A 26799-nucleotide genomic window follows, 5' to 3' on the forward strand; every position below is an offset into this window, starting at 1 on the left:
AGGACATGATCATGGAATCCGCAATTCCCCTGCAACTTGAAACTCAGCGCACGCGCCATAAGCGCGTGCCGGACGATTACCAGCCGCCATATCCGTCGTTCGTGGCGCGCTATAAGCCCGCGGTCAATCGTGTGGTGATGGCTTATTTCGGCGTTCAGCATCGTGCGGCGGCTCCGACACAAGCGCTCGCTGAAATCGCGGATTTGTTCGCTGGCGAGGGCGGTCCCATGCACTGGGACCGTGCGCATTATGTCGATCAGGCCGGCCACACGAACATCGTCTCGGTGGCCTATTGGGACGACATCGCGCGCTTCGACGCCTGGTTTGCGCCGGCAAGGGAGGCGTGGACCGGCAAGCAGCGTGACGGCATCGGCACTTTCATCGAGGTGCTGCGTCCCACCGTGGCGCGGCACGAGACGCTGTTCTCTTCGCTCGGTAGACCCGAAGGTGTCGCTGTGATTGCAGAGGGCATGAGCGGCGAGGTGCAGGAGCATGCCTATTGGGGAGGGATGCGCGATCGCATTCCGCTGTCGCAGACCGACCCGATGTCGCCGGCTGGCAACCCCGAGCTGATCCGTGACGGTGCACGGCTGCGCGTGAAGGCGCACGACAATCTTTGCCTGATCCGTTCCGGCCAGGATTGGAGTGATACTGAGACGTCCGAGCGAAAGCTCTATCTCGACGACGTCGAGCCGGTGCTGCGCGAGGGCATGGATTTCTTGCGCGACGACGGCCTTGCGATCGGTTGCTATGCCAACCGCTACATGCAAGTGCTCTCGGCTGACGGCAAGGCGAGCGAAAAATCCTACGGGCAGAGCTGGTGGAGGAGTTTGGCCGCGCTGGAGCGCTGGGCTGAATCGCATCCGACCCACGTCAAGATCTTCGGCGCAGCGATGAAATATCTCTCGACGCTGGGGCCGTCAGCGAAGCTGCGGCTCTATCACGAGGTTACGGTGGCGGCCGCCGATGAACAGTTCTTCGAATATCTGAACTGCCACTCCGGGACCGGTATGCTGGCGGCGGTGGAGACCGTCGGCGCCTAGGCGAGGCAGTGACCAAGCACATCCGGGTGCGCGGCGCAGATGTGATGCGCGCCGGCGTCCCTGAGCTCGGCCTCGCTGCCATAGCCATAGAGCACGCCGATGGCCGTCATGCCGTTGGTCCGGGCGCCGACCACGTCGTGGCTGCGGTCGCCGATCATGATCGCTTGCCGCGGATCGACTTCGGCCTCGGCAAGCGCGTAGCGCAGCAGGTCGCGCTTGTCGACGCGGGTGCCGTCGAGCTCGGAGCCGAACACGCGCTCGAAATACGGCTTCAGGCCGAAATGATCGACGATACGGCTGGCGTAGACTGCCGGCTTGCTGGTCGCGACGAAGAGTCGCGCGCCGCTAGCGGCGATCGCCGCGAGCGTGTCGTGGATGCCCGGATAGGGTGAGTTCTCGAACAGCCCAACCTCGGAAAACCGGTCGCGGTAGAGCAGGAGCGCCTGGTCGGCCAATGCGTCGGTTCCGGTCAGCGCCTTCAGGCTCGCATGCAGGGGCGGCCCGATGCACCAGGTCAATTCATCCTGGCTTGGGACCGACTTGCCAAGTTTTTTCAGGGCATACTGGATCGAACCGGTGATCCCCGGCTTTGGATCGGTCAGCGTGCCGTCGAGATCAAAATAGATTGTCCGCATTTCGGCCGGGCTCAGCGTTGCTAAATTCGGCCGTTGCTAGTTGCCTTGGGGCCCGAGATCAAGGGCCGATATTGGGAGCGACATGGCGTTCGTCCGGGCTCAGAGGCTGATCTGGTGGGTGCTTGCGGCGGCGTTCGTTTTCACGCCGGTGCTTGCCGAGGATGCTCCGGTCCCTCCTACGCAACTTGGGCCCGAGGCGCCGGCAAAGCCGGCGGCCGGCGAACCTGTGCGCGAGAGCGACACACGGGAGTCGATCTGCCTGATCGTTGAGGCCGCGGCGCGCGATGCCAATCTGCCACTGGAATTTTTCGCCCGCGTCATCTGGCAGGAGAGTCGTTTCCAGGCCGATGCGGTGGGTCCGACGACGCGCAGCGGCGAGCACGCGCAGGGGATCGCGCAGTTCATGCCGGGCACTGCAAGCGAGCGGGGGCTGCTCAATCCATTCAATCCGGTCCAGGCGCTGCCGAAATCGGCCGAGTTCTTGAACGAGCTTCGCAACCAGTTCGGCAATCTCGGCCTCGCCGCGGCCGCCTACAATGCCGGTCCCCGGCGGGTGCAGGAATGGCTCGCCGGCACTGGTGGCATGCCGGAGCAAACGCGCAACTACGTCTACGTCATCACCGGCGCGACGATCGATGCATGGGCCAAGGCCGGCAGCACCGGCAAGGGGCCGCCGAGTTCACCGCCGACAAGTTGCCGTGACCTGATGGCGCTGCTGAAGCGCGCGCCGAACCCGTTCGTCGCCGAACTCGAGCAGCATGTCGAGTTTGCCGCCGCGAAGATCTGGGGTGTTCAGCTCGCCGCCGGCTTCGACCGCAACAAGGCGCTGGCAATGTACTCACGCGCCGTGACGCGGCTCAGCGCCGTGATCGGCGAGCGCGATCCCAGCCTGTTGAGCTCGGTGGTGCGCAGTCGCGGTTCGCACGCCTTCTACCAGGTGCGCATCGGCGCAGATACGCGAAATGAGGCTGACGATCTCTGCAACCGTATCCGGAAGGCGGGGGGCGCCTGCTTTGTGCTGAAGAACCGGGGCGTCCGCGGGTAGGGCGGCGCGCTGCTCACACACGCTGTCATTCCCGGGCGCGCCGCTTAGGGGCGCCCGGACCGGCCAGGGTATCGAGTGCATGCCAGCCCCGCCGCGAGCTTCCTTGACGGGGCCGTCCACATTGCCCGTTATGCAGGCAAGATTCCTCACCGCCGGCCAAGCTCTCGTGGCGCTCCCTCCGCTCGATTCACCTCAATGGCAAAGTCCGTGGCGCGCCTTTGCCTGGGGGCTGCGCTCGATCACGCAGACGATCCTCACGCTCGTTCTTTTTGCGACCTATCTCGGCATCGGCGCGCTCGCCCATGACAGCCATTTCAGCCTGGTCTGGGCGCTCGCTTCGACGCTGTTCGTGTGGGCCGGACCGGCGCAGATCATTTTGATCACGACGCTCGGCGCAGGCGCGACCATCATCCAGTCGGCGATCGCGGTCACCGTCAGTGCTGTCAGGCTGTTTCCAATGGTGGTCTCGGTGCTGCCGCTGATGCGCACACCAACAACCAAGCGGCGCGAACTGTTCTTCGCAGCCCATCTCACGGCGGTGACGCTGTGGGTCGAATGCCATCGCTTCCTGCCGCTTGTGCCGCGCGAGCGGCGGATCGCCTTCGTCAACGGTCTCGGCTTTGGCTTGGTCTCGGTGTGTCTCACAGCCAACACGGTCGGCTATTTCCTCGCTGCCAACCTGACGCAGACATTTGGCGCCGCGATCCTGCTGCTCACGCCGCTGTCCTTTCTGTTCTCGACCGCGCGCAACAGCCGCGAGGCCGCAGACGTGGTCGCACTTGCGCTCGGGATTTTGCTCTATCCTCTGGCCGCGAGGATGAACACCGGTCTCGACATTCTCGTCAGCGGCGCAGCGGCCGGCACCATTGCCTATGGCGTGCATTGGTGGCGGGAGGTGCGCGCATGAGCGCTGCGCAACTGATCGGCGACTGGCACGCACTCGTCGTGCTGTTCGTCGCCGGCGTCATTCCCAACCAGGTATGGCGCATGCTCGGCCTGTGGTTCGGCGGTGGCATCGACGAGGGCTCCGAGCTGCTGGTCTGGGTGAGGGCGGTCGCGACCGCGATCCTGGCCGGCGTCATCGCCCAGATCCTCGTCGAGCCGCCCGGCGCGCTCGCCGGTGTGCCGGATGGCCTGCGTTATGGCGCGGTGGCCGCCGGCCTTGTCGTGTTCCTGCTGACCCGTCGCTCGATCTTCGCGGGCGTTGTCGCCGGCGAAGTCTTCATGCTGGCCGGTACGTGGTGGTTGGGCTAAAACCGCCTCCGAACAGTCAAGGAACTCAGAAATATGGTTCGCGAAAACGAGCTCCGCGAGGGCGAGGTCGCCATCGAGCTGCCGTCGACGAAGGATGCCGGCCTCGTCTTCATCGGCCGCATCCGCACGCCCTGGACGTCGCGCCTGGAGACGCCGCGGCAGGGCCGTGCCGACGGTCCGGTCTGCCGGCTCGAGATCTTCGAGGCCTTCGCGCCGGCCATCAAGGGCGTCGATTTCTACAGCAATCTCGAAGTGCTCTACTGGCTCGACAGGTCGCGCCGCGACATCGTCCTGCAAAGCCCGAAGAACAACGAGAAAACCCGCGGCACGTTTTCGCTGCGCTCGCCGGTCCGGCCCAATCCGATCGGCACTTCGATCGTCAAGCTCGTCGGCATCGAGGGCAACACAATCCTGGTGCGGGGCCTCGACTGCCTCGACAATACGCCCCTGATCGACATCAAGCCGGATCGCTGTGAGTTCACGCCGCTGGCTGCGCCGCAGGCTGGGGACTTTCAGACGGAATGAGGAGCGTCCGCTCTAACCCCGTCATTGCGAGGGGCTCTTGCGACGAAGCAAACCAGACTGTCGCTACGGAAGCAGTCTGGATTGCTTCGCTCCGCTCGCAATGACGAGTGGAGAGATCTAGCCTGCCTTCAGCGCCGCGATCAGCTTGGTCGCATTCTCTTCGAGCACCTTGACGTCTTCCTTGCGGCTCGCGGGCGGCAGCATCGCCACGCCATCGTGGCGAGGCAACACGTGCGTGTGGAGATGAAACACCACCTGGCCGCCGGCGGGCTCATTGAACTGCTGCACGGTGATGCCATCGGCCTTGAACGCCTTCATTGCGGCGGCCGCGATCTTGTGCGCACCGCGGGCGACGTGGGCGTAGTCGTCGGGCTTGATGTCGAGGATGTTGCGGGCAGGGGCCTTCGGGATCACCAGCGTATGACCGGGCACGCGCGGCATGATGTCGAGAAAGGCGAAGACATGCTCATCTTCGTAGATCTTGTGACAGGGCAGTTCGCCGCGCAGGATCTTTGCGAAGATGTTGTTGGTGTCGTAGGCGGTCATCACGGGGCTCCCAAGAGCTTAGCACCTAGAGTTTTGCGTCTACTGTCACCAGCGACGGCAAACCGTCAAGGCGCCTCGTCGATGCCTTTCCGGAACGGGCCGAGCTCGGCCAGTTCCCGACCGGCTTCGGCAACATAAGTGCGCTCGCGCTTGAGGTAATCATCGATGGCGCGGCGCAGGCCGGGATCGGCGATGAAATGCGCGGAGTGGGTGGTCCGCGGCAGGTAGCCGCGCGCGATCTTGTGCTCGCCCTGCGCACCGGCCTCGACATGGGTGAGACCGCGTTTGATCGCGAAATCGATCGCCTGGTAATAGCAGACCTCGAAATGCAGGAACGGATGATGCTCGACCGCGCCCCAGTTGCGGCCGAACAGCGTGTCCGAGCCGATGAAATTGATGGCGCCCGCGATCCAGCGGTTGTTGCGGCGGGCCATCACCAGCAGCACGTCCTCGCTCATGGTCTCGCCGATCAGCGAGAAAAATTCGCGCGTGAGATACGGCCGGCCCCATTTGCGCGAGCCGGTCTCCATGTAGAATTCGAAGAAGGCGTCCCACGCGTCTTCGGTGATGTCCTTGCCCGTGAGCCAGTGGATGGTGACGCCGTTAGCCAATGCATCGCGCCGTTCGCGCTTGATCGACTTGCGGTGGCGTGAGTTCAGCGTTGCCAGGAAATCGTCGAAGCTGGCAAAACCCTCATTCCGCCAATGGAACTGCTGGTCGGTGCGCTGCAGGAAGCCGTGCTGGGCGAGCAGCTTCCACTCCGCCTCACGGGCGAAGGTGACATGCACAGAGGAAGCCTTGCTGACGCCGCACAGCGCCACCAGCCCGCTCGCCAGGGCCTCGGTGATACGCGCGTGGTCGACGCCGTCACGAACCAGCAGCCGCGGCCCCGTCGCCGGCGTAAAGGGAACAGAGACCTGAAGCTTGGGATAATAGCGGCCGCCGGCGCGCTCATAGGCATCCGCCCATCCGCGGTCGAAGACGTATTCGCCCTGGCTGTGCGATTTCAGATAGCAGGGCACGACTCCGGCGACGCGATCACCGATCTTGGCGACGAGGTGGCGCGGTCCCCAGCCGGTGCGGATCGTGGCCGAACCCGATTTCTCGGCAGCCGAAAGAAAGGCGTGCGAGACGAACGGGTTATAGGCGGGCTTTAACAGGCCGAGCGAATCGCCTGGGAGCCCGGATGAGGTTCCCAGTCCGTGCCCATTGCAGACCTTGCCAGGATTGGCGCAGGCGTCCCAATCTTCCGGCGAGACTTCGCCAATGGACGGTACCGCCTCCAGCGTGATGTCGGATGATGCCATTGCGCCCAAGATCGTGCATTGCAGCAGCGACTTCAAGGGTCGGGACCATCAAGCTTACGGGACGAAGCCCTCAAAGATCATCTGGTCGGCATACTGCCCGATCCGCGTCCGCTGCTCGGGCGTACGGACGGTCCAACCGAGCAGGGCGCAGCCCAAGACGTTGCGCGCGATCCAAGGGGCGGGCGCCGGCAGGTGGTCGACTTTGAAGGCGACGAAATGCGGTTGGGTTTGGAAGCCGTGGCGCAGGTACAGCATGCTGTCGCGCTGCTCCTGGGTCAGGTAGGCCCAGTATTCGTCCTCATAGCTCCGCTGCGCGACGATGCCGCGCGGGCGGGAGGGCAGCAGCTCCCGTAGCGCCAGTACCTGGTCGGGATCGAACGACATGCCGACCGCCTGCCCCTGATAGGACGCCAGCACCTCGGCCATCCGCTTCACGAGCTTGCGGTCGCCGTCGAAATGGCTTTTCACCTCGATCACCAGCGGCACGCGGCCGGCCACCATGGTGCAGAGGTCGCTGAGCGACATCATCCGCTCGGGCGTGTCCTTGAACGTGATGGCTCTCAGCTCCGCCGCGGTCTTCGCGACCAGCGGTCCGGTGGCCTCGGTGAGGCGGCCAAGCGCATGGTCATGATGGACCATGGCCTCGCCGTCAGCCGAGAGCTGGATATCGACCTCGATCGCAAAATTTCCCGCAACCGCCGCCTGCACCGCGCCCGGCATGTTTTCCACGACGCCACGCGAAATGTCATGCAGGCCGCGATGGGCGACCGGCCGCGCTGTCAGCCAATCCGGAGCACGCACGATGCTGACCTCAGGCGACCTCGAACACGCCTTCGACCTCGACCGCCGCATCCGCGGGCAGCGAGGCGACGCCGACGGTGGTGCGGGCGTGGCGGCCCTTGTCACCGAAGGCCGCGACCATCAGGTCGGACGCGCCGTTGAGAACCTTCGGCCCGTCCAGGAAGTCCGGTGCCGAATTGATGAAGCCGCCGAGACGAACCACGCGCACGACCTTGTCGAGGTCGCCAAGCGCTGCCTTGACTTGCGCGAGCAGGTTGACGGCACAGCCGCGCGCGGCCGCCGCGCCGTCTTCGAGCGAGACGCCGGCGCCGAGCTTGCCCTTGGCGATCAGCTTGCCGGCGGGATCGAAGCAGACCTGACCCGAGATGAACAGGAGATTGCCGGTGCGCACGAACGGCACGTAGTTGGCGACGGGGGTGGGGGCTTCGTGCAGCTTGATGCCCTGTTCCGCCAGTTTCTGCTCGACCGTGCCCGCCATGTTCGACCTCGTTGTCCAGAAATTCATCCGCCCGAGCGCGTCCCGGAGGACACTGGGCGGCGCCCTGTTTCGCCCATTGGGCCGCCACATGCAAGCAACCGGCAGGGCTGCAATTTGTTGAGGGAGGGCAGGCGGTTCAAAGCGCATGCCGCAACTTTACGTGAAACGGCCTCAGTTGCGGCGCAACGGAACGGTCAGTAAAATGTCGAATCTGCGCTTTCCCCAGGGAAGCATCCTCAAGGAACAGATATGGTGCACCTTTTCCGGACCTCCCTCGGTGTGATGGCGCTCGCGGCGGCCACTTTCGGCCCCGGTGGCGGGGTCCACGCGGCCAGCGGTCCATTCCTCGCGCATCAGGCGCTGTATGACCTCAGCCTCGTCAAATCGCGCTCCAGCTCGATCAACAGCGCGCGCGGCCGCATCCTCTACAATTTCACAGGAAGCTCCTGCGAAGGCTATACGTCCGAATTCCGCCAGGTCTCCGAGCTCGACAGCGGCGAGGGTAAGGTCACCCTCAGCGACCTCCGCTCCAATTCCTGGGAGGATGCCGCGGGAAAAAGCTATCGCTTCAAGATCGAGACGCGGATGAACGAGACCGCGTCCGGCCTCGTCGACGGCTCGGCGGTGCGCGACGGCGACCACATCAACGTCAAGCTGAAGCTGCCGGCGCCGAAGAATTTCACTCTCGACGGCAAGATCGTGTTTCCGACCGAGCAGATCCAGCGCATCATTGCAGCCGCCAAGGAAGGCAAATCGCTCCTCGAGCTGTCCGTCTATGACGGCTCCGACGATGGTCAGAAAGTCTACAACACGCTGACCGTGATCGGTCAGCCGATCCCCGCCGATCGCACGGCTTCGCCCGATCCGGCGACAGCGGACGAGCACATGAAAACGCTAACGCGCTGGCCCGTGACCGTGAGCTATTTCGACCGCGACGTTAAGCAGAAGGAAGGCGAGCAGACGCCTGTGTATGCGATGTCGTTCGAGCTTTATGAAAATGGCGTCTCCCGCCAGCTCGTGCTCGATTACAACGATTTTGTGATCTCGGGCGCGATGGGCAAGTTCGACGTCAAGGACAGCAAGCCCTGCAATTGAACGGCGAGGCTGGTCCTCGGCACCGTCTTTCGCTACGCTCCCTTCCAATAACAAATGTCGGGAGACAGCCCATGCCCAAGCTCGATCATCTCCGCCCCAGCGGACTGCATCACAATCCCGCTTATTCGCATGTCGTCACCGCCTCCGGCGCGCGCACGATCTACATCTCCGGCCAGGTGTCGGTGGACGAGGAGGGACGGATCGTCGGCGAGGGCGATCTCGCGGCGCAGACCACGCAGGTGATGCAGAATCTCGGCCACGCGCTGAAGGCGGCCGGTGCGGGCTACGCCAACATCGTCAAGATCACGACCTTCGTCGTCGGCTACAAGCCGGAGCTGCGCCCGATCATCGGCAAGGCCCGCTCGGTGTTCTTCGAAGGCATGGAGCCGCCGGCCTCCACCCTCGTCGGCGTGTCCGCGCTTGCCGCGCCGGAATGGCTGATCGAGATCGAGGCGATCGCGGTTGCGGATTGAGGACGGACCGCGCCGGCCCGTCATCCCGCAAAAAGTGAAAAACAACCCCATGCACAGTAGAAGCGCAGTCCGGCGCGGATTTCGCCTTTAGCGAATTCAATTTGACGCGTCGGGCAAAACAGTGGCATGATGCCATGCTGGCATTTTTCGAAAAGACAGGTTTTCCGGCTTGCGCTTCGGCTACAAGGCGTTCGTTTTGGATATCGCTTGCAGAATGGCCATCGCCTCGTCGGCGCGCTCCGCTGGCACGAAGAGATGATCGTGATGAAAGGCCGACACGGCGTTCACGCTGATCCCGGCTGCGGCGAGACGTGCGGTGATGGCTGCCAGGAAACCTACGGCATCGAGCGCCGAGTGAACCGTCAGCGTGATCAGGCGCGACGGGAATGCGCAACGTAGTCCTGTCGCTTCGGCGTCCTCGCGCAATACGACCAACGTGGTCCCCTCCTGCTCGCGAAACGTCAGCAGCGGATGGAGTGCTGCGGGAATGCTCTCGCTCGCCGCGATCGTGCAGAAGACGAAGATGCCTGGCTGCATCTCCGGCTTCATGTGTCTCAGCAGCACGGCGGGATCGCCTTCGGCGGTCATTACTCCTGCGCCTTCTCCGGTCCGTCATAGGCGATACCGCGAATGACGGCGGCATTGCCGAATTTCTTGCGCAGGCTGTCGACCGCGCGCTCGGCATGCGCGGCGCGGCGGTCGAGCATGTCGGTGTCGTCGGCGGGAGAGCCGTCGCGTAGCGCGCTGACGCCGGCGCCCATCAGGCGGAAGGCGGTACCGTCGATCTCTTTCGCCAGCATCTCGCGGCAGATCGAGAAGATCTTTGCGGCAAGCTGCGTCGGCGCCGCGATCGACTGCGAGCGGGTGCGCTGGCGGAAGTCGGCGGTCTTCAGCTTCAGCGTGACGGTCGAGCCGGCAAGTTCGCCGCTCTTGAGCCGCGACGACGTCTTCTCGCAAAGCCGCCACAGGATCTTCTCCAGCGAGGCGAAATCGCGGATGTCGGTCTCGAAGGTGGTTTCACTCGAGATCGTCTTGGCCCCGCGATCGGCCTCGACGCGGCGGTCGTCGATGCCACGGGCGAGCCGCCACAGCCGTCGGCCGTCGCTCGGAAATTGCCGCATCATCTCGATCTCGTCGGCCTTTTGCAGGTCGGCGATGATACGGAAGCCGCGCTGAATCAGCCGTTCCTGCGTTGCCGGCCCGACGCCAAAGATGAAGCCGACCGGCTTCTCGGCGAGCATCATGCGCGCTTCCTCCTGATCGAGCGCGGCAAAGCCGCGCGGCTTGTCGAGATCGGAGGCGATCTTGGCCAGAAACTTGTTGCAGGAGAGGCCGACCGAGACCGAGATGCCGACGTCGCGCTCGACCTCGCGAGCAAAGCGCGCCAGCACCTTTGCCGGGATCATGCCGTGCACGCGCTCGGTGCCGGAGAGATCGAGAAAGGCCTCGTCGATCGAGAGCGGCTCGACCAGCGGCGTCAGCGCCTGCATGGCCTGCCGCACCTCGCGACCGACCCGGACATACTTCGCCATGTCGGGCGGGATCACCGTCGCATGCGGGCAGGCTTCGAGTGCCTTGAACATCGGCATCGCCGAGCGCACGCCATAGGTCCGCGCGATGTAGCAGGCGGCCGACACGACGCCGCGTTTTCCCCCGCCGATGATGACGGGCTTGTCGGCGATATCAGGATTGTCGCGCTTCTCGACCGTCGCATAGAACGCGTCGCAGTCGATATGGGCGATGGTCAGTGCGGAGAGCGCGCGGTGGCGGACGAGGCGAGGGGAACCGCAGGCGGAACAGCGCCGCACGCCCATATCCACATCGGCCAGACAATCCCGGCAAAAGCAGCGGGGCCCGGCCGGGTCGGGGACGCTCACGGCACGTCGCGCTCCCAGGTCCGGTCGCCAAGCGCATCGCCCAGCACCTGCCGCGCTGCGGCAACGTTGGTCGGATGCAGTTCCGTGGCCTTGGCAAAGGCCTTCACGGTGTCGTCATCGCGCAGCACGAAATCGAGCACGCTGAGCAGGAAATTCGGGTCCGAGGCGGCGGTCCGGAGCGACCCCGGGCCGACTCCTGTCTCGGCGAGAAACAGGCCCAGCCGTTCAGGCTCGCCAGCCACGAAGGACAATGCCTGAATCGCAACGATTTCAGCGACTTCGCGAGGGTTGTGAACAGGCTTTTTCACGGGCCCGGTTTGCCTTTCCGTTAACTTTCGGTGTCTACTTTGGACTATGCCCGAGTCTTGAGACTGAGTCTCGGACGTGAGTCTCGCGGCCTCCGACAAGCAACTGGAAACCACATCGCAGAAAGTGGCCCCTCGGGTTTAACGAAACTCAAGCGAATCTGAAGCTAGTTTGAATCCAGTTTTCGAAGCGCCGGAAAGCGGCGCCTGAGTTGTCACATGCATCGGTCTTTGGGACCAAACAGGAGGGCGGGATGGCTAAGACCGTCCTGATCGTGGAAGACAACGAGCTTAACATGAAGCTCTTCCGCGACCTGTTGGAGGCGCACGGCTACCAGACTTCCGGCACCAGCAATGGCTACGAGGCGCTCGACCTCGTTCGCAAGATGCGGCCCGACCTGGTGCTGATGGATATCCAGTTGCCGCAGGTCTCGGGGCTGGAGGTGACGCGCTGGATCAAGGACGATCCGGAGCTGCGCGCCATTCCCGTCGTCGCGGTCACGGCGTTCGCGATGAAGGGCGACGAAGAGCGCATCCGCGAGGGCGGTTGCGAAGCCTATTTGTCCAAGCCGATCTCGGTCGGCAAATTCATTGAGACGGTCCGGCGTTTTATCGGATAGGAAGTGAGTTCAAAGTGTCCGCGCGTATCCTTGTCGTCGATGACGTCCCTGCCAACGTCAAACTGCTAGAGGCCCGTCTCTCCGCCGAATATTTCGACGTGATGACCGCCTCGAACGGCACCGAGGCTCTGGCGCTGGCCCGCCGCGCCGAATGCGACATCATCCTGCTCGACGTGATGATGCCCGACATGGACGGCTTCGAAGTCTGCCGCCGGCTGAAGACCGATCCGGCCACGCACCACATTCCCGTCGTGATGGTCACCGCGCTCGACAGCCCCTCCGATCGCAACCGCGGCCTCGAAGCCGGCGCCGACGATTTCCTGACCAAGCCCGTGTCCGACGTCGTGCTGATCGCGCGCGTGCGCTCGCTGACCCGGCTCAAGATGATGACCGATGAGCTGCGCATGCGCGCCATCACCTCGCTCGAGATCGGAATGCAGGCGCCCGAGCGCACCGCCATCGCCGATGCCGGCAAGGGCGGCCGCATCCTGCTGGTCGACGACCGGCAGTCGTCCTATGAACGGCTGGCGACCATCCTCGCTGCCGAGCACACCATCGACGTCGAGCCCAATCCGACCGAAGCGCTGTTCCACGCGGCCGAAGGCAATTACGATCTCCTGATCGTCTCGCTCGATCTGAACAATTTCGACGGGCTGCGGCTGTGCAGCCAGGCCCGCTCGCTGGAGCGCACGCGCCACGTGCCGATCCTCGCGATCGCGGAAGCGGAAAACTCGACGCGGCTGCTCCGCGGCCTCGAGATCGGCGTCAACGACTATCTGCTCCGTCCGATCGACAAGACCGAGCTGCTGGCGCGCGCCCGCACGCAAATCCGCCGCCGCCGCTACACCGACCATCTGCGCGACAACGTGCAGAATTCGATCGAGATGGCGATCACCGACGCACTCACCGGGCTGCACAATCGCCGCTACATGGAGAGCCATCTGGCAACGCTCGCCGAGCAGGCCTCCACCCGCGGCAAGCCGCTGGCGCTGATGATCCTCGACATCGACTATTTCAAGTCGATCAACGACAATTACGGCCACGACGCCGGTGACGACGTGCTGCGCGAATTTGCGGTGCGCGTACGCAAGTCGATTCGCGGCATCGATCTGGCCTGCCGCTACGGCGGCGAGGAGTTCGTCATCGTGATGCCGGAGACGGATCTGCACGTTGCCGGCATGGTCGCCGAGCGGCTGCGCCGCTCGATCGCGGGCGAGCCGTTCGCCGTCCACAAGGGCACCAAGCGCATCGAGGTCACGATCTCCATCGGGCTCACCACGCTCGAGCAGAAGGGCGAGGCGGTGGCCGACGTCCTCAAGCGCGCCGACACGGCGCTCTACCGCGCCAAGCACGACGGACGCAATCGCGTGGTGTCGCAGGCGGCGTGAGGCGGCTGCGGTAGCAGCACGATGGCGCCATCGCTTGTTGGCTGTTGGTGAGTGACAGCGCCTCATGTTCAGTGTCGTCCCGGCGGAGGCCGGGACCCATAACCCCAGGGAGGGGTTATGGAGCGAACTGGTAACTCCTAGTCTTCGCAAAACTGTTGCTGCGGCGTATGGGTCCCGGCCTTCGCCGGGACGACAGTTATGATTGTGGCGAGCGCTTGCCCTTCACAAGCGCCGGCTTCGCATCATCCCCCACATCCACTCCCGCATTCCGCAGCAGCACCTTCGCCGCTTCCTTGGCGGCGCGCGCCATCGCGGGGTCATCACGGACGAGGTCCTGCGCGATCGAGCCGTCGACCAGCAGCACCAGCTGCGTTGCGAGCGCGTCCGCGCCCGCAACACCCAGCTCGGTCAGCCGTTCACGAAACCAGACGCGGCGGCTTTCCTTGAACGCGACCGCGATCTTTTTCACGGCGCGGTCGGAGGGGCCGAGCTCGGCGACCGCATTCACGAACGGGCAGCCGCGAAAATCCTTCGCCGCAAAACGCCGCTCCAGCGAATCGAAGGTGCCGAGAATCTGCTCGGCCGGCGGTTTGTCGGAGGGGCGGGCGTGAACGAAGCGGCGCTCCAGATAGGCCGCGATCAGCGCGTCCTTGGAGGGAAAGTGGTTGTAGAGCGTTCGCTTTGAGATGCCGATCTCGGCTGCAATGGTGTCGACGCCGATGGCGCGAATGCCCTGCAGATAGAACAGCTTGTCGGCGGTCTCGAGGATCCGTTCCTTCATGTCGGATTTTTCGGCGGACGGCATAACACAGACCTGTGTAACATGCGCCTTGACAGCGCTCGTTACCTATAGACTAATTACACAGGTCTGTGTAACCAAAATCCGAACGAATTGCAGATGCCGGCGCGTGTGCCGCGCCCACAAGGGAGAAGAAAAATGCCCCTGTTGCAGGTCCTGCGTCCGACATTGCCGATCCTGATCGGCGCCTCGATCATGCTGACGCTGAGCATGGGGCTGCGGCAGTCGCTCGGCATCTTCATGCAGCCGCTGACGCATGACATTCACCTCTCGGTGTCGGACTTCACGCTGGCGCTTGCCGTGCAGAACCTCGCCTGGGGCTTTCTCCAGCCGCTGGCGGGCGCGATGACCGTGCGCTTCGGCTTTCGTCCCATCATGGTCGCGGGCGCGCTGATGTACATCGCAGGCCTCGCCTTGATGGCGACCGCGAGCGGGCTCGTCAGCATCATGATCGGCGCGGGCGTGCTGATCGGCACCTCGCTCGCCTGCACCGCAAACGCGATCGCGATGTCGGTGGCCACGCGCGCGGTGCCGGCAACGGTCCGCTCCACCGTGCTCGGCCTTGTCTCCGGCGCTGGTTCGCTCGGCGCGCTGCTGTCGGCGCCGATCGGCCAGATGCTCAACGAGGGTTTCGGCTGGCGCATCGGTCTTGCCGGCTTCGTTGTGATGTCGGTGCTGATGATCCCGGCCGCCTTGTACGCCGGCAGCGTCGACAAGATTCCGCTGCCGAAGCCGACACCTGATGACATCGGCGATGCCAGTGCGACGTCTGTTGCCAAGGCGGCGTTCGGCAACGCCTCTTTCGTGGTGATGACCTGCGCCTATCTCGTCTGCGGCATGCAGCTCGTCTTCCTCACCACGCATCTGCCGTCGTATCTGGCGATCTGCGGCCTCGATCCGATGCTGAGCGCGCAGACGCTCGGCATGATCGGCGGCTTCAACGTGCTGGGCTCGCTGTTCTTCGGCTGGGCCGGCCAGCGCTGGAACAAGCTCGCGCTGCTGGGCGGCATCTACATCGTCCGTTCGATCGCGCTCGCCTGGTACTTCATGCTGCCGGCGACGCCGGCATCGACGCTGCTGTTCGGCGCCATCATGGGCTTCCTCTGGATGGGCGTCGGCCCGCTGGTCGCAGGTGCCGTCGCCGAGATGTTCGGCCTGCGCTGGCAGGCCATGATCCAGGGCCTCGCCTTCATGAGCCACCAGCTCGGCAGCTTCCTCGGCGCGTACGGAGGAGGGGTGATCTACGACGCGCTCGGCTCCTACAGCATGGCCTGGCGCATCGGTGTGGCACTGGGCCTTGCCGGCGGCATCATCCAGGTTGCGTTCGCGTTGATCCGGCCGTCGCAGCCGCCGGCGCCGGTGTTGCGGACGGCGTAGGCGGGCATGCCGAGGCAACGATGAGGCGTAGCCCTCGTCCTGACGCGGAGTGCTGCGTTTCCGACGCTTTCTCCGTACGGGAAAATCTGGCACAATCTGCATAGTTGCGCTGTCGTATGCGGACTAAGGTCCAGCGATGGGCAACGAGCTACTGGCACGCGGTTGCCGTTGCGGCGGGCGTTTTCACCGTGGCCGCCGGCTCCCTTCTTTTGTTTGTTTATTGACACGGTACGCGCCCAGGTTGGCGGCCTGCTTTCAAGGGAGCCGCTTTCGCAATGTCGTGCCGTTCCAGTTGATCTGGGTCAACATCATCCCTTTCGTGCCGCGCACACTAGGTTCGACCGCAGCGTCGCAGCTTGTTTCAGTTCGCGAGTTTGAGGAGGATTGCATGCGTCGAGCGAAGCGTCTTTCGATCAGGTCGACGACCGTCACCGGAATTATAGCCAGCGCTCTGTTCGGGCTCGCGGGGGTCACTCTTGGTCCGGCCCCCGCTCACGCGGTGATCTACTGCACCTATGTTGGCTATCCCGCAGGCTGTGTCGCGCGGGCCGGTGTCGTGCTCAGACCTCGACCCGTGGCACGAGCCGCCGTTCGTCACAACGCCGGTGGCAACTTGAACGGCGGCGTCAATCGCGTCGGGGCGCGACGCTGATGCCATCCTGCTGCTCACGCGCGGAGCATTTTCACGCAAGGCAGTTGTGCGACCCGTTGAATTTTGAGCAATCGATGAGGCACACTTGGTACGTAACTTTCGAGGTGCCGCGTCGCGGGATTTTGCCGAAGGCAAGGCATCCTCGACTGACCAGAACCTTTGAAACAGAGGCGGACGCCAAGCTCTTCGCAAAAGAGAAACTTGAGCAAGGATTGGTCGTGACAGCCGGCACTCTCAATCCGCACGTACCCAGGCAAGTTATTCCGTCCAGCGCCATGGCGATCTGGCTTGGGAACGAGCGGGATGAAAGCGCGGAACGGGTTGACGATCTGGATCACTAGGCTGAAAGACGTGGACCTTCCTCCATAGCGCTCTCCACATCGCTAGCCAGTTGGGTCAGGTGATCCGCTAGTTTGGCAAAGAACTCGCGCTTCGTCGCGTCGGTAGATAAATCACGGATCAATGCGCATTCGATGGCCTCGATCCGCAACGCTTCAAGTTGTTCGCTCAACGCTCGCATCGTTGTGCCCCATGCTTGCAGAACAGCATCACGCGCCAGTCATTTCACAATCGGTCGCGCGGCCAACTCAAACAATTGTCCTTTGGGGAATTTGCCTCTTTGGCAATGATTCATTCATGCGCATCCTGGACTGTGCGGGTCGCATGCGCTCCGATTTTCAACACCACATACAACCGAGCCACTCACGGGTTTATTTTCAGAAGCGTTGATCTGAATCAGCGCAGCCACATCGTCACGGACTAGGCGTCTGCCGTTAGTTCTCTTTTACGAAAGGAGAAAGTCCATGACGTACGTAAGTAAGACTGCCCTAGCTTCTTGCGCATTTGTGTGTGCGACACTGTTCTCCATCGGGAGCTTAGAGCAAGGCACTCTATCGCTTTCAGTTGAGAGCGCTCAGGCTCGGGTCGGCAATCCGCTGACCCCAGTGAGTGTTGCGGGTGTTGCCCGTCGTCATCATCGGCGCGCAGCGTACGGATACGGGTATGGTGCAGGCGTCGCAGGTGCCGCCGCAGTCGGCACGGTTGCCGCCGTCGGCACGGCTGCTGCCGTCGCCGCTTCCCCCAATTGGGGATGGGGCAGCAACACCTGGACCAACTCTTACGCGGCCCAGACTGATCCTCACTTTGGGCAGCCGCTCTACGCTCACCGGGCCTACTACGGACATAGCCCTTACTATGGCTACACCGGTTGGGATGACTATTCGACTCGCAACAGCCTCAAGTGCCACCCAGGAGGCACGATCAAGCTCGACGACGGCCATATGTACTCCTGCCAATAGAACTCCCAATAGGCAAAGTACGAGTAGTCGATCCCGTCGATGGCGCGCGGCCCTCGGGTAATGCCGGGGCCGCGTGGTTTTTTTGGGCGAACAGTTCCGCAAGCCGAGTGGAGGTCTCGCTCGTCAAACTGTGATATAGATCACATAAATTGCGCGACTTCTTGCGCATTGTGATCGCCAGACTCAATGTTAGGGTCGGTTTTTATTGGCGATTTGGGACTCTGGGGATGCGTTTCCTGCTCGGCCTATTCGTGTCGGTCTGGCTTATTTTGCCGACAGGGCCTGCGCTGGCGGATAAGCGCGTGGCCCTCGTCATCGGCAATTCGACTTACCGCAACGTCGCCAAGCTCGGTAATCCCGTCAACGACGCGGCCGCCGTTGCGGCCATGTTCAAAGCCGCCGGATTCAGTTCGGTCGAGTCCAAGCTCAACCTGACCATCAGCGAAATGCGCAAATCCTTGCGCGACTTCGGCAATGCCAGCCGCGATGCGGATGTCGCGGTCGTCTATTATGCGGGGCACGGGATCGAGCTGGACGGCACCAATTATCTGATCCCGATCGACGCCACGCTCGAGACCGATACCGACGTTCTGGATGAGACGCTGTCGCTGGATCGCGTGCTGGTCGCGGTTGAATCGGCCAAGCAGTTGCGGCTGATCATCCTCGACGCCTGCCGCGACAATCCCTTTGCGAAGAACATGAAGCGGACGATGGCCTCGCGCGCGGTCGGTCGCGGTCTCGCCAAGGTCGAGCCCACGAGCCCGAATACGGTGATCGCGTTTGCTGCTAAGGCCGGATCGACCGCATCCGACGGCACCGGAAAGAACAGCCCGTTTGCAACGGCGCTGGTGGAGCATCTCGCCAAACCGGGCCTCGATCTGCAAAGGGCATTTCGCTATGTCCGCGATGACGTTCTGAAGGCGACCAACAACACGCAGGAGCCGTACACCTATACGTCGCTTGGCGGTGACGACGTTCCCCTTGTCGCCGCCGGCCCGGTCAAGCCTGTGGTTGCGTCACCTGCCGCCGCAGCTCCGGCTGACCAGAGCGCGACGATGCGGCGCGACTACGAGTTCGCCTTGCAGGTCGGCACAAAGCCGGCGTGGGACGCTTTCATCGAACAATATCCGACCGGATTCTTTACCTCGCTTGCGAAGGCCCAGCGCGACAAGCTGGCGGCCGAAGCGGCACAGGTCGAAGCCACCAACAAGGCCAAGGCCGCTCGCGACGAGCAGGCGCGGCTGGCTGCGGAGGGCGCCAAAGCTTCGGAGCAGGCCAAGGCCGCCGAACAGGCGAAAGCCGCCGAACGCGCACGCGTCACGGCGGAAGCGGCCAAGAAGGCCGAGGAGGCCAAGCTCGCCGAAGCCGAACGTGTCAAGGCGGCCGAAGCCGCCAAGGCGGAAGCCAAGGAGGCTGAACGCATCAAGGCGGCGGAAGCGGCCAATGTCACGCGAGAGGCAAAGCTGGTCGCGGATCAAAAGACCAGGGACGACAAGCAGGTGATCGAGCAAAAGTCGAAGGAGGACAAGCTGGCCGCGTTGACGCCTTCTGCCGACAAACCGGATGTTCCGGCTGCGGCGGATCTTCCGCGCGCGCTCCAGGCCGAACTTCGACGGGTCGGCTGCAACACCGGTGCGGTCGACGGCATCTGGAATGCAGCCGCGCAGCGATCGCTCGATCTCTTCAACAAGCACGCCGGTATGAAATTGGATGTCAGGACGGCCAGCGCCGACGCGCTCGATGCCGTCAAGGGCAAGACCACACGCGTCTGTCCGCTGGCTTGCGATCACGGGTTCAGGGCCGATGGCGACCGCTGCACGAAGATTACGTGCCGCGCCGGATACGAAGTCGGCGACGACAATACGTGCGAAAAAATCGAGGTGAAGAAGCCGGTGGCCAAGCGCGACGATCAGAAGCGCGAGTCATCTGAACGGGCCAAAACGGAAGCTTCACCGGCTAAGCCGCAGGCTTCGGGCCAGATGTATTGCGGAGCGGCCGGATGCCGCCCCGTGGCGAAAGGGTGCCGGCTGGATACCGCAGCCCGCAACGGCAACATCGTGACGTCGCCGCGCGAGATCTGCGATTGAGCGGCTGCGAATGCATTGGAAGCGTGATGGTGGCTGGCGACGTCATGCCGATGTTGGCGACGTAGCCTGACGATTGCTGCGTGCCGCCGCGATCGCACCTATCGCGGACGCGGGCCGCGATCCGGATGAGGCGGCTGCTGCTGCACATAAGGGTTCTGCAGGCACATGGCGGAAAGGCCCGCAGCGCTGGCTTTGCACTCTTCCCAGGTACTGTACTGGCACCGGATTGAGCTGGCACCGCCCCATTCCCACTTTTGCAGGCACACGGGAGCATTGCCGCCGAACCGCTGGGCTGCGGCCGGAGCGGGCGCCGACATGATGATCCCGACGATGAAGAGAAGGGGAAGCGCGCGCATCATGATCAACGCCCCCGCTGCGGAGCCAGTTGTTTGAACCTCACGCGCGGGTTCACATCGCAATAGGTGTTCCAACGTCCCGATGCTGACGCCAGGCACTGTTCTCGCGTCGAATACATGCATTCGCCGGGCGCGCCGAGCCCTCCGCCAAAGACGCACCACGGATAGTCACGTTCAGCATGTGCTGCGGGAGAAAACCCGATGACCATGAAGACAATCAGTATGGCGATGCGCATGCGATTCTCCATCACGTCAGCCGAACGGCGCCGGAAGCGCTGAGCGTTTGCAACATAGCCGGTCGCTGATCACGGCTCAAGAATAGTTCCCTTCACGGCAAGCACAAAACCCCGTGTTGCGCGCCATCGTTCGCGTCGAACTGCGACAGCTTGTCATCGGTCTTTAGGAACGTCCGCGTGCAGCCTTCGGTTGACGAGCACACCATCAAACGGAGTTGAACTATGCGGAAGACAATTTTCTCGGTGGCCATGTGCGCGTTGCTGGCCGGTGCGTCGATCGGTTTTGCTCACGCGCAGACGGGCGGCGCCGGTGCCGGCGGAGCGGGCGCAGGTGCCGGTGCTGGCGCTGGCGGCGCTGGTGTGGGAGGAGCCGGCGCGGCGGGCAGCGGAGCCAGCAGCGGCACGACCGGCATGGGCGGTGGTAGCAACGCAAGTTCCGGCACCAACAGCGGCCAAGGCGGCCCCCAGACAAGTCATCCGGGCCGGAGGAGCCAGGATCCCACGGGTCGCTGATGTCTCGCTTGAGACTGAGAAGAACGAGGAGGTCTGGATTGCTTCGTCGCTAGAGCTCCTCGCAATGACGGCGTGAAGCGAGAGGGGGCTCAAACGAAAACGGGGCCCGCAAGGGCCCCGCAAAACTCTTCAACGCTTTTCGCCGATCTTACTTGATCTTGGCTTCCTTGAACTCGACGTGCTTGCGCGCGACCGGGTCGTACTTCTTCTTGACCAGCTTGTCGGTCATGGTGCGCGAATTCTTCTTGGCGACGTAGTAGAAGCCGGTGTCGGCCGAGGACACGAGCTTGACCTTGATGGTGACCGCTTTGGCCATGTTCTGAACCTCAGAAATGAAGGGAATCTGGAGCCGGCCAAGCGGCCCGCGTTGGCCGGCAACCTAGCCAGAAACCGCCTGATGTCAAGGTTTTAGGGCTAGAAAACCACTCAAATCGGCCCGATCAGGCCTCGAAGAACCGGTTTTTCGGCCGGGGAAGGCCCAGATTCTCCCTCAAGGTGGCCCCTTCATACTCTTTCCGGAAAATCCCGCGCCGCTGCAGCTCGGGGACGACCTTGTCGACGAAATCGTCGAGGCCGGCCGGCAGGAACGGGAACATGATGTTGAAGCCGTCGGAGCCGCGCCCGACCAGCCATTCCTCCATCTGGTCGGCGATGGTCTTGGCCGTGCCGATGAAGGACAGCCCGCCGTAACCGCCGACGCGCTGGGCGAGCTGGCGCACGGTGAGCTTGTCGCGCCTGGCGAGATCGACCATGCGCTGCCGCCCGCTCTTGCTGGCGTTGGTCTCCGGGATCTCGGGCAGCTGTCCGTCCGGATCGAAGCCCGAAGCATCGGTGCCGAGGACCACCGAGAGCGAGGCGATGGCGCTCTCGTAATGCACGCGACTGTCGAGCAAGGCGCGCTTTTCCTTGGCCTCATCGACGCTGTCGCCGACCACGACGAAGGCGCCGGGAAGAATCTTGAGGTGCTCGGGATCGCGACCGATCTTCTCCATGCGGCCCTTGATGTCGGCATAGAGTTTTTGTCCGTCGGCGAGGCTGCCACCGCCGGTGAAAACGGCTTCCGCGGTCTCTGCCGCGAGCTGCCTGCCGTCTTCGGAGGCCCCGGCCTGCACGATCAGCGGCCAGCCCTGCACCGGGCGGGCGATGTTGAGGGGACCGCGCACCTTCAAATATTTGCCGACGTGGTCGAGCACATGCATCTTCGAGGGATCGACGAACACGCCGCTTTCGACATCGCGCACGAAGGCGTCGTCGGCGAAGGAATCCCAGAGGCCGGTGACGACGTCGTAGAACTCGCGGGCGCGCTTGTATCGCTCGGCATGCTCCATGTGGTCGTCGAGGCCGAAATTCAGCGCCGCGTCCGGGTTCGAGGTGGTGACGATGTTCCACCCCGCACGCCCGCCGCTGAGATGGTCGAGCGAGGCGAAGCGGCGCGCGACGTGATAGGGCTCGTCGAACGTGGTCGATCCGGTCGCGATCAGGCCGATGCGCTCGGTGACGGCCGACAGCGCCGACAGCAGCGTAAACGGTTCGAACGAGGTCACGGTGTGACTGCGCTTGAGCGCATTGACGGGCATATTCAGCACGGCGAGGTGATCGGCCATGAAGAAGGCGTCGAACTTGCCGGCCTCGAGCTTCTGGATCAGCTGCTTGATGTGGCCAAAGTTGAAGTTGGCGTCGGGCCAGGCCCCGGGATAGCGCCAGGCGCCGGTGTGGATGCTGATCGGGCGCATGAACGCGCCAAGCTTGAGTTGCCGTTGTGCCATCGCGCCCAAAATCCCGTTCTGGTGTCGTTGCAGAAAGACATAGGGACGCCGGGGAACTCCGCCATTGGGGGAGGCGGGAAGAATTTTTTGTTTTTCGCCGTCTGGTCAGCACAATCCCGTCGATGATGGAGGAGGGGCGCCAATCGAACCAACCTGCCGTTCATGGCGACCAAGCCATGACCTTCGCTTCCGAGGAGATCTTCAGTGGCACGCGCAATGACGGTGGATGGCAACCTCATCCGCTTCGACTGGCCTGGGCAATGGATTGCGCGGGTGCTGTCGGTGCCGTTTCTCGCCGCCGGCGGCTATCTCCTATGGAACGTTGCGCTCGGCATGCGCAATGATTTTGCCGGCTTCGGCCGCCTGAGCGACGATCTGGTCCCGATCCTGGTGTTCTCCGGCATCGGCCTCGCGACGCTGATTCCAGGGCTCTATCTGGCGACCTATCGCTATTTCATCGAGCTCGACAAATCGCTGGCCGAAATCGTCGTGACGCGCGCATTCGGTCCGCTCAAGTTCAGAAGCCCGCGCCAGCTCGCCGACTTCCATTTCATCAGCATTACCGACCGTGGCGGCACCGACGAAGACGAGGCGACGCTGTTCCACGTCAATCTCTGCGGCAACAGGGGCACCGAGGCGATTGCGCTCTCGAGCTTCTCCAGCCGCGACGAGGCCAATGCGTTCGCCCGCGACCTCGGCCGCGCGCTCAAACTGCCGGCGCGCGATTATGTCGGCACCGAGCCGGACGCGGACTGATCAGCCCAGCATATCCTTCTGCATCTTGCCGCCGTAGAAATGGAAGAACGGCACCGGTGCGTCGTGGCGCAGCGGACCGGTGGCAAGACGCGTGTGAAGCTCGTTGAGCACATTCCGTGTCATGGGATGCAGATCTGCGAGCGGCTTTGAGCCGAGCTCGACCCAGACCAGCTCGACCAGCTCCGCATCGGCATGGATCACGCCTTCGACGTGATGGGTGATCGCGGAGGCATCCGCCGTAAAGAAGCGGGTGTCGAACCGCTTGACGCGGCCGGGCGGGGTGATCGCGCGCGCGATCAGGAAAAGGCTGGACGGATCGGGCAGCAGGCCCGCATCTGCGAACGGCTTCCAGGCACCTTCGAGCTTGGCTTTGCCCTCGCTCTTGCGGCCGAGGCAAAGACCGGTCTCCTCGCAGGCCTCGCGGATCGCGGCAATCGCCAGCGATTTGGCGCGCGAGGCCGGCGTCTTCGGGCTGCCCTTGGCGAGATTGGCCTCCAGCTCCGCAGTCATGGGCGCCGCGACCGGCACGCGATAATCGTCCTTGTCGACGCGGCCGCCGGGGAAGACGAATTTGCCGGGCATGAACACCACCTTGTCGTGGCGCTTGCCGACCAGCACCTTCGGAATGGCGCCGCTGCGATCGACCAGGATCAGGGTCGCCGCATCCCGTGGACGAAAATAGGGATGGTGGTCGGCTTCCTTTTCCTCGTGAACCCTGGCCTTTTCGGCCGTCTGCGCGGTATCGCTCATATCCTCACCCGAACCGTTCTTGCTTATTTTGCTTACACAGGCGGAATACCATCCGGCGGGTTCTCGTCAAACCCGTGCATGCGCAGAGCCCATTGCAAGCCGACCACAGCTCCCTTCACCGGCTGCAGCAGCCCGAGGGACGCAAAGAAGGTGAAGGGCAGGTAGGCGGCGAAAGTGAGCCACGCGGGCGTCGTGTAGTTGGTCTCGATCCAGAGGATGGCCGGCACGGTGATGTGGCCGACGATGACGATCACGAGATAGGCGGGCAGATCGTCGGCGCGATGCGGCGTGAAGTCGAGGCCGCAGGACGAGCAATTGTCCGCCGTCTTCAGGAAGGCGCGGAACAGCTTGCCTTGGCCGCAGCGCGGGCAGCGGCTGCGAAAGCCGCGCTTCATGGCCGCCCAGACGTCGCGTTTCTCGACGAGGCCGGTCTCGCGGGTCCAGATCTTGGGGGCCGTGCTCATGGTCACCATGCCTTGCCCTTCTTGCCTTTGTTCTTGCCTTTGCCCTTCTTCGGCTTGCCGGACTTCGGCTTCGGTGGCTTGCGTTTTCTATCCGGGCTGCGGCCGGGATGCGCCTTGAGCGAAGGACGGCGTTGCGGGCCCGCTTGCCGGCGGTCGCGCGGGGCGGTTGTGCTATCCGACGACAGCAGCTCGAAACGCAGCGCGCCTGCGATAGGAGCTGCTTCGATCAGACGGACGTCAACCACGTCGCCGAGCTGGTACATGGTGCGGCTGCGCGTGCCGACGAGGGCATGGCGGCCCTCGTCATAGTTGAAATATTCCGTGCCGAGGGATCGGATCGGGATCAATCCGTCGGCGCCAGTTTCAGCTAGTTTGACAAAGAGCCCGGCACGGGTGACGCCGGAGACGCGGCCCTGGAAACTCGAGCCGATGCGGTCGGCGAGGTGATGCGCGATCAGGCGGTCGACGGTCTCGCGTTCCGCTTTCATCGCACGCCGCTCTGTCAGCGAAATGTGCGCGGCGACTTCGGCGAGGGTTTCCGCCGTCTCGCTGTCGGGCAGGGCGCCTTCGCCAAGCCCAAGTGCGCGGACCAGGGCTCGGTGCACGACGAGGTCGGCATAACGGCGGATCGGCGAGGTGAAATGCGCGTAGCGGCGCAGATTCAGGCCGAAATGCCCGTAGTTCTCCGACGAATATTCGGCCTGCGCCTGGGCGCGCAGCACCACCTCGCTCACCAGCGGGAAGTGGTCGTGGCCTTCGAGCTGGGCCAGCACGCGGTTGAACAGAGCGGGGCGCAGCGCGCCGCCTTTCGCGAACGGGACGTCCAGCGTTTTCAAGAACTCCTGAAGCGCGTGGACCTTTTCCAGTGTCGGTTCGTCATGCACGCGGTAGATGAGCGGGAGCGATTTCTTCTCCAGCATCTCGGCCGCCGCGACGTTGGCGAGGATCATGAACTCCTCGATCAGCTTGTGCGCATCGAGCCTGTCAGGCACGACGACGCGGTCGACCGTGCCATCGCTCTTCAAGAGGATCTTGCGCTCGGGCAGATCGAGATTGAGCGGATCGCGCTCGTCGCGGGCGCGCTTGACGCAGGCGTAAGCCGCATAAAGCGGCCTCAGGATCGGATCGAGCAGGGGGCCGGTGGTGTCATCAGGCCGTCCGTCGATCGCGGCCTGCGCCTGTGCGTAGCTCAGCTTGGCGGCCGAACGCATCAGGATGCGATGGAAGCTGTGCGAACGCTTGCGGCCGTCGGGTGCAATGATCATCCGCACCGCGAGCGCGCCGCGCGGCTCGCCCGGCACCAGCGAACAGAGATTGTTGGAGATGCGCTCGGGCAGCATCGGCACGACGCGGTCGGGGAAATAGACCGAGTTGCCGCGATCGAGCGCCGCGCGGTCGAGTGCGGTGCCCGGCCGCACGTAGAAGCTCACGTCCGCAATGGCGACGTCGACGATGAAGCCGCCTTTGTTGTTCGGATCGGGATCGGGCTGCGCATGCACCGCATCGTCGTGATCCTTGGCGTCCGGCGGATCGATGGTGACGAGCGGCACGTCGCGCCAGTCCTCGCGCCCCTTCAGGTTCGCGGGCTCCGCGGCTTCCGCATCGCGCATCGCGCCGGTGGAGAATTGCAAGGGGATGTCGTGGGCGTAGATCGCGATCAGGCTGATCGCCTTCTCTGACTTGACCGAGCCGAGCTTCTCCTTGACCCGGCCGGACGCGAGGCCAAAGCTGCGGGTGCGGACGATGTCGACGCTGACGAGGTCGCCGTCCTGCGCGCCCTTGGTGTTATCAGCGGCGATGTTCAGCTCGCGGTCAGCACCCTTTTTGTCGACCGGGATCAGCCGTCCGCCGCCATCGGGCAGGCTGCGAAATACGCCGAGGATACGGCTCTTGGTCTTGTCGAAGACCTTGATGATGTGGCCGCGATAGGCCGGGCCTTCGCTGTCGTTGGTCGGTTCGACGCGCAGTAGTGCGCGGTCGCCGACGCCAGCGGTCGTGCCGGGCTTCGGCCGTCGGGGCATTGCGATGAGGATCTTTGGCGGCTCGCCGCCTTCGACCTCGTCCCATTCGGTGGGGGAGGCGATCAACTCGCCGTCTGTGTCGCGGCCGGTGATATCAGCGACCAGCGTCGACGGGAGTGCGTCCGGCTCCGAGACCGTATGGCGCTTTTTCTTGATGGTGCCATCGTCGGCGAGTTCGCGCAGCAGGCGCTTGAGCTCGATGCGATCGGCGTTCTTCAGGCCGAACTCGCGTGCAATTTCGCGGGTTCCGACCTTTCCTGGATGTGCCTTGATGAAGGCGACGATGGCTTGCCTGTCGGGAAAGCCATGGTCATTCTTGCGTTTCACTTAAC

At 63.7% G+C, this 26799-nt stretch carries 30 protein-coding genes; 13 read left to right on the forward strand and 17 right to left on the reverse strand.

The genetic code is table 11. The annotated features are described in order from the left end of the window. Positions 1-11: 11 nt before the first annotated feature. Positions 12-1043, forward strand: a complete 1032-nt coding sequence (locus tag JQ631_RS07370; protein WP_212325109.1) for a phenylacetaldoxime dehydratase family protein — start codon at positions 12-14, stop codon at positions 1041-1043. On the opposite strand, the gene JQ631_RS07375 is transcribed toward JQ631_RS07370, so the two are convergent. After that, positions 1040-1678: an HAD family hydrolase gene (locus JQ631_RS07375; RefSeq protein WP_212325110.1), complete on the reverse strand. Its 639-nt coding sequence runs from the start codon at positions 1676-1678 to the stop codon at positions 1040-1042. The genes JQ631_RS07370 and JQ631_RS07375 overlap by 4 nt on opposite strands. Positions 1679-1760: 82 nt before the next feature. Between JQ631_RS07375 and JQ631_RS07380 the strand changes: the two genes are divergently transcribed. From JQ631_RS07380 to tsaA, 4 genes are all read left to right on the forward strand, one after another. Further along, positions 1761-2723, forward strand: coding sequence for a lytic transglycosylase domain-containing protein (locus JQ631_RS07380; RefSeq protein WP_212325111.1), 963 nt, complete (start codon positions 1761-1763; stop codon positions 2721-2723). Between the two features lie 166 nt (positions 2724-2889). Beyond that, the gene (locus tag JQ631_RS07385) at positions 2890-3630 is read left to right on the forward strand and encodes an AzlC family ABC transporter permease (protein ID WP_212325113.1); all 741 of its coding nucleotides are present in this window, start codon (positions 2890-2892) and stop codon (positions 3628-3630) included. Continuing rightward, positions 3627-3977, forward strand: coding sequence for an AzlD domain-containing protein (locus tag JQ631_RS07390; protein ID WP_212325115.1), 351 nt, complete (start codon positions 3627-3629; stop codon positions 3975-3977). The genes JQ631_RS07385 and JQ631_RS07390 overlap by 4 nt, the downstream gene beginning before the upstream one ends. Before the next feature lie 33 nt (positions 3978-4010). Continuing rightward, on the forward strand, positions 4011-4502 hold the full coding sequence (gene tsaA, locus JQ631_RS07395; RefSeq protein ID WP_212325117.1) for a tRNA (N6-threonylcarbamoyladenosine(37)-N6)-methyltransferase TrmO: 492 nt from the start codon (positions 4011-4013) through the stop codon (positions 4500-4502). Positions 4503-4619: 117 nt separating this feature from the next. Here tsaA and JQ631_RS07400 read toward each other — a convergent pair whose 3' ends face one another. The 4 genes from JQ631_RS07400 to JQ631_RS07415 form a co-directional block, all read right to left on the reverse strand. After that, positions 4620-5048 carry an HIT domain-containing protein gene (locus JQ631_RS07400; RefSeq protein WP_212325118.1) on the reverse strand — a complete coding sequence of 143 codons (429 nt, stop codon included), beginning with the start codon at positions 5046-5048 and terminating at the stop codon, positions 4620-4622. 65 nt (positions 5049-5113) lie between these two features. Beyond that, complete coding sequence (locus JQ631_RS07405) at positions 5114-6355, reverse strand: GNAT family N-acetyltransferase (RefSeq protein WP_212325119.1); 1242 nt, start codon at positions 6353-6355, stop codon at positions 5114-5116. Between the two features lie 54 nt (positions 6356-6409). After that, a complete protein-coding gene (locus tag JQ631_RS07410; RefSeq protein ID WP_212325120.1) occupies positions 6410-7156 on the reverse strand; it encodes a glycerophosphodiester phosphodiesterase in 747 nt (248 codons plus the stop codon). A gap of 10 nt (positions 7157-7166) precedes the next feature. After that, positions 7167-7634 carry a RidA family protein gene (locus JQ631_RS07415; protein ID WP_212325121.1) on the reverse strand — a complete coding sequence of 156 codons (468 nt, stop codon included), beginning with the start codon at positions 7632-7634 and terminating at the stop codon, positions 7167-7169. Between the two features lie 249 nt (positions 7635-7883). Between JQ631_RS07415 and JQ631_RS07420 the strand changes: the two genes are divergently transcribed. Then, positions 7884-8729: a cell envelope integrity EipB family protein gene (locus tag JQ631_RS07420; RefSeq protein WP_212325122.1), complete on the forward strand. Its 846-nt coding sequence runs from the start codon at positions 7884-7886 to the stop codon at positions 8727-8729. A gap of 71 nt (positions 8730-8800) precedes the next feature. Beyond that, on the forward strand, positions 8801-9202 hold the full coding sequence (locus JQ631_RS07425) for a RidA family protein (RefSeq protein WP_212325123.1): 402 nt from the start codon (positions 8801-8803) through the stop codon (positions 9200-9202). Between the two features lie 180 nt (positions 9203-9382). Here JQ631_RS07425 and JQ631_RS07430 read toward each other — a convergent pair whose 3' ends face one another. Genes JQ631_RS07430 through JQ631_RS07440 form a run of 3 tightly spaced genes read right to left on the reverse strand, consistent with a single transcriptional unit; the run spans position 9383 to position 11387 of the window. Further along, positions 9383-9790 (reverse strand): ACT domain-containing protein, encoded by a 408-nt coding sequence (locus tag JQ631_RS07430; protein ID WP_212325125.1) that lies wholly within the window; start codon positions 9788-9790, stop codon positions 9383-9385. Then, entirely contained in the window at positions 9790-11079 is a 1290-nt protein-coding gene (locus tag JQ631_RS07435) for a DNA polymerase IV (RefSeq protein ID WP_212325126.1), read from the reverse strand. The genes JQ631_RS07430 and JQ631_RS07435 overlap by 1 nt, the downstream gene beginning before the upstream one ends. Further along, positions 11076-11387, reverse strand: a complete 312-nt coding sequence (locus tag JQ631_RS07440) for a DUF3572 domain-containing protein (RefSeq protein ID WP_212325128.1) — start codon at positions 11385-11387, stop codon at positions 11076-11078. Before JQ631_RS07440 ends, JQ631_RS07435 begins: the two co-directional genes overlap by 4 nt. A 251-nt stretch (positions 11388-11638) precedes the next feature. On the opposite strand from JQ631_RS07440, the gene JQ631_RS07445 reads away from it, so the two are divergent. Both JQ631_RS07445 and JQ631_RS07450 read left to right on the forward strand, forming a co-directional pair. Continuing rightward, positions 11639-12004, forward strand: coding sequence for a response regulator (locus JQ631_RS07445; RefSeq protein WP_008566616.1), 366 nt, complete (start codon positions 11639-11641; stop codon positions 12002-12004). A gap of 14 nt (positions 12005-12018) precedes the next feature. Further along, entirely contained in the window at positions 12019-13392 is a 1374-nt protein-coding gene (locus JQ631_RS07450) for a PleD family two-component system response regulator (protein WP_212325130.1), read from the forward strand. A 196-nt stretch (positions 13393-13588) separates the two neighbouring features. Here the strand turns inward: JQ631_RS07450 and JQ631_RS07455 are convergent, their stop codons facing one another. Then, positions 13589-14173 (reverse strand): TetR/AcrR family transcriptional regulator, encoded by a 585-nt coding sequence (locus tag JQ631_RS07455; RefSeq protein WP_212325132.1) that lies wholly within the window; start codon positions 14171-14173, stop codon positions 13589-13591. 156 nt (positions 14174-14329) lie between these two features. On the opposite strand from JQ631_RS07455, the gene JQ631_RS07460 reads away from it, so the two are divergent. Continuing rightward, positions 14330-15568, forward strand: a complete 1239-nt coding sequence (locus tag JQ631_RS07460; protein WP_212325134.1) for an MFS transporter — start codon at positions 14330-14332, stop codon at positions 15566-15568. A 388-nt stretch (positions 15569-15956) separates the two neighbouring features. Continuing rightward, positions 15957-16220: a hypothetical protein gene (locus JQ631_RS32275; protein WP_249160194.1), complete on the forward strand. Its 264-nt coding sequence runs from the start codon at positions 15957-15959 to the stop codon at positions 16218-16220. A 337-nt stretch (positions 16221-16557) separates the two neighbouring features. Here JQ631_RS32275 and JQ631_RS07465 read toward each other — a convergent pair whose 3' ends face one another. Next, the gene (locus JQ631_RS07465; protein ID WP_433995502.1) at positions 16558-16731 is read right to left on the reverse strand and encodes a hypothetical protein; all 174 of its coding nucleotides are present in this window, start codon (positions 16729-16731) and stop codon (positions 16558-16560) included. 1014 nt (positions 16732-17745) lie between these two features. On the opposite strand from JQ631_RS07465, the gene JQ631_RS07470 reads away from it, so the two are divergent. Then, positions 17746-19605, forward strand: coding sequence for a caspase family protein (locus JQ631_RS07470; protein ID WP_212325138.1), 1860 nt, complete (start codon positions 17746-17748; stop codon positions 19603-19605). 98 nt (positions 19606-19703) lie between these two features. On the opposite strand, the gene JQ631_RS07475 is transcribed toward JQ631_RS07470, so the two are convergent. The 4 genes from JQ631_RS07475 to JQ631_RS07490 form a co-directional block, all read right to left on the reverse strand. Further along, positions 19704-19964, reverse strand: coding sequence for a DUF3551 domain-containing protein (locus JQ631_RS07475; RefSeq protein ID WP_249160198.1), 261 nt, complete (start codon positions 19962-19964; stop codon positions 19704-19706). A 2-nt stretch (positions 19965-19966) separates the two neighbouring features. Further along, on the reverse strand, positions 19967-20197 hold the full coding sequence (locus JQ631_RS07480; RefSeq protein ID WP_212325140.1) for a DUF3551 domain-containing protein: 231 nt from the start codon (positions 20195-20197) through the stop codon (positions 19967-19969). A gap of 661 nt (positions 20198-20858) precedes the next feature. Then, entirely contained in the window at positions 20859-21026 is a 168-nt protein-coding gene (gene rpmG / locus JQ631_RS07485; RefSeq protein WP_057756569.1) for a 50S ribosomal protein L33, read from the reverse strand. A 124-nt stretch (positions 21027-21150) separates the two neighbouring features. Next, on the reverse strand, positions 21151-22476 hold the full coding sequence (locus JQ631_RS07490; RefSeq protein ID WP_212325142.1) for an LLM class flavin-dependent oxidoreductase: 1326 nt from the start codon (positions 22474-22476) through the stop codon (positions 21151-21153). A 204-nt stretch (positions 22477-22680) separates the two neighbouring features. On the opposite strand from JQ631_RS07490, the gene JQ631_RS07495 reads away from it, so the two are divergent. Then, positions 22681-23232 (forward strand): hypothetical protein, encoded by a 552-nt coding sequence (locus JQ631_RS07495; RefSeq protein WP_212325144.1) that lies wholly within the window; start codon positions 22681-22683, stop codon positions 23230-23232. Here JQ631_RS07495 and JQ631_RS07500 read toward each other — a convergent pair whose 3' ends face one another. The 3 genes from JQ631_RS07500 to rnr are packed head-to-tail and all read right to left on the reverse strand — an operon-like array spanning position 23233 to position 26794. Further along, a complete protein-coding gene (locus tag JQ631_RS07500) occupies positions 23233-23982 on the reverse strand; it encodes an NUDIX hydrolase (RefSeq protein WP_212325145.1) in 750 nt (249 codons plus the stop codon). A 32-nt stretch (positions 23983-24014) separates the two neighbouring features. Beyond that, positions 24015-24455 carry a DUF983 domain-containing protein gene (locus tag JQ631_RS07505; protein ID WP_212325148.1) on the reverse strand — a complete coding sequence of 147 codons (441 nt, stop codon included), beginning with the start codon at positions 24453-24455 and terminating at the stop codon, positions 24015-24017. Continuing rightward, positions 24449-26794 carry a ribonuclease R gene (gene rnr / locus JQ631_RS07510; protein WP_212325150.1) on the reverse strand — a complete coding sequence of 782 codons (2346 nt, stop codon included), beginning with the start codon at positions 26792-26794 and terminating at the stop codon, positions 24449-24451. Before rnr ends, JQ631_RS07505 begins: the two co-directional genes overlap by 7 nt. Between the last annotated feature and the right edge of the window lie 5 nt (positions 26795-26799).

Origin of the sequence: Bradyrhizobium manausense (genome assembly GCF_018131105.1) — a bacterium.
GTDB lineage: Bacteria > Pseudomonadota > Alphaproteobacteria > Rhizobiales > Xanthobacteraceae > Bradyrhizobium > Bradyrhizobium manausense_B.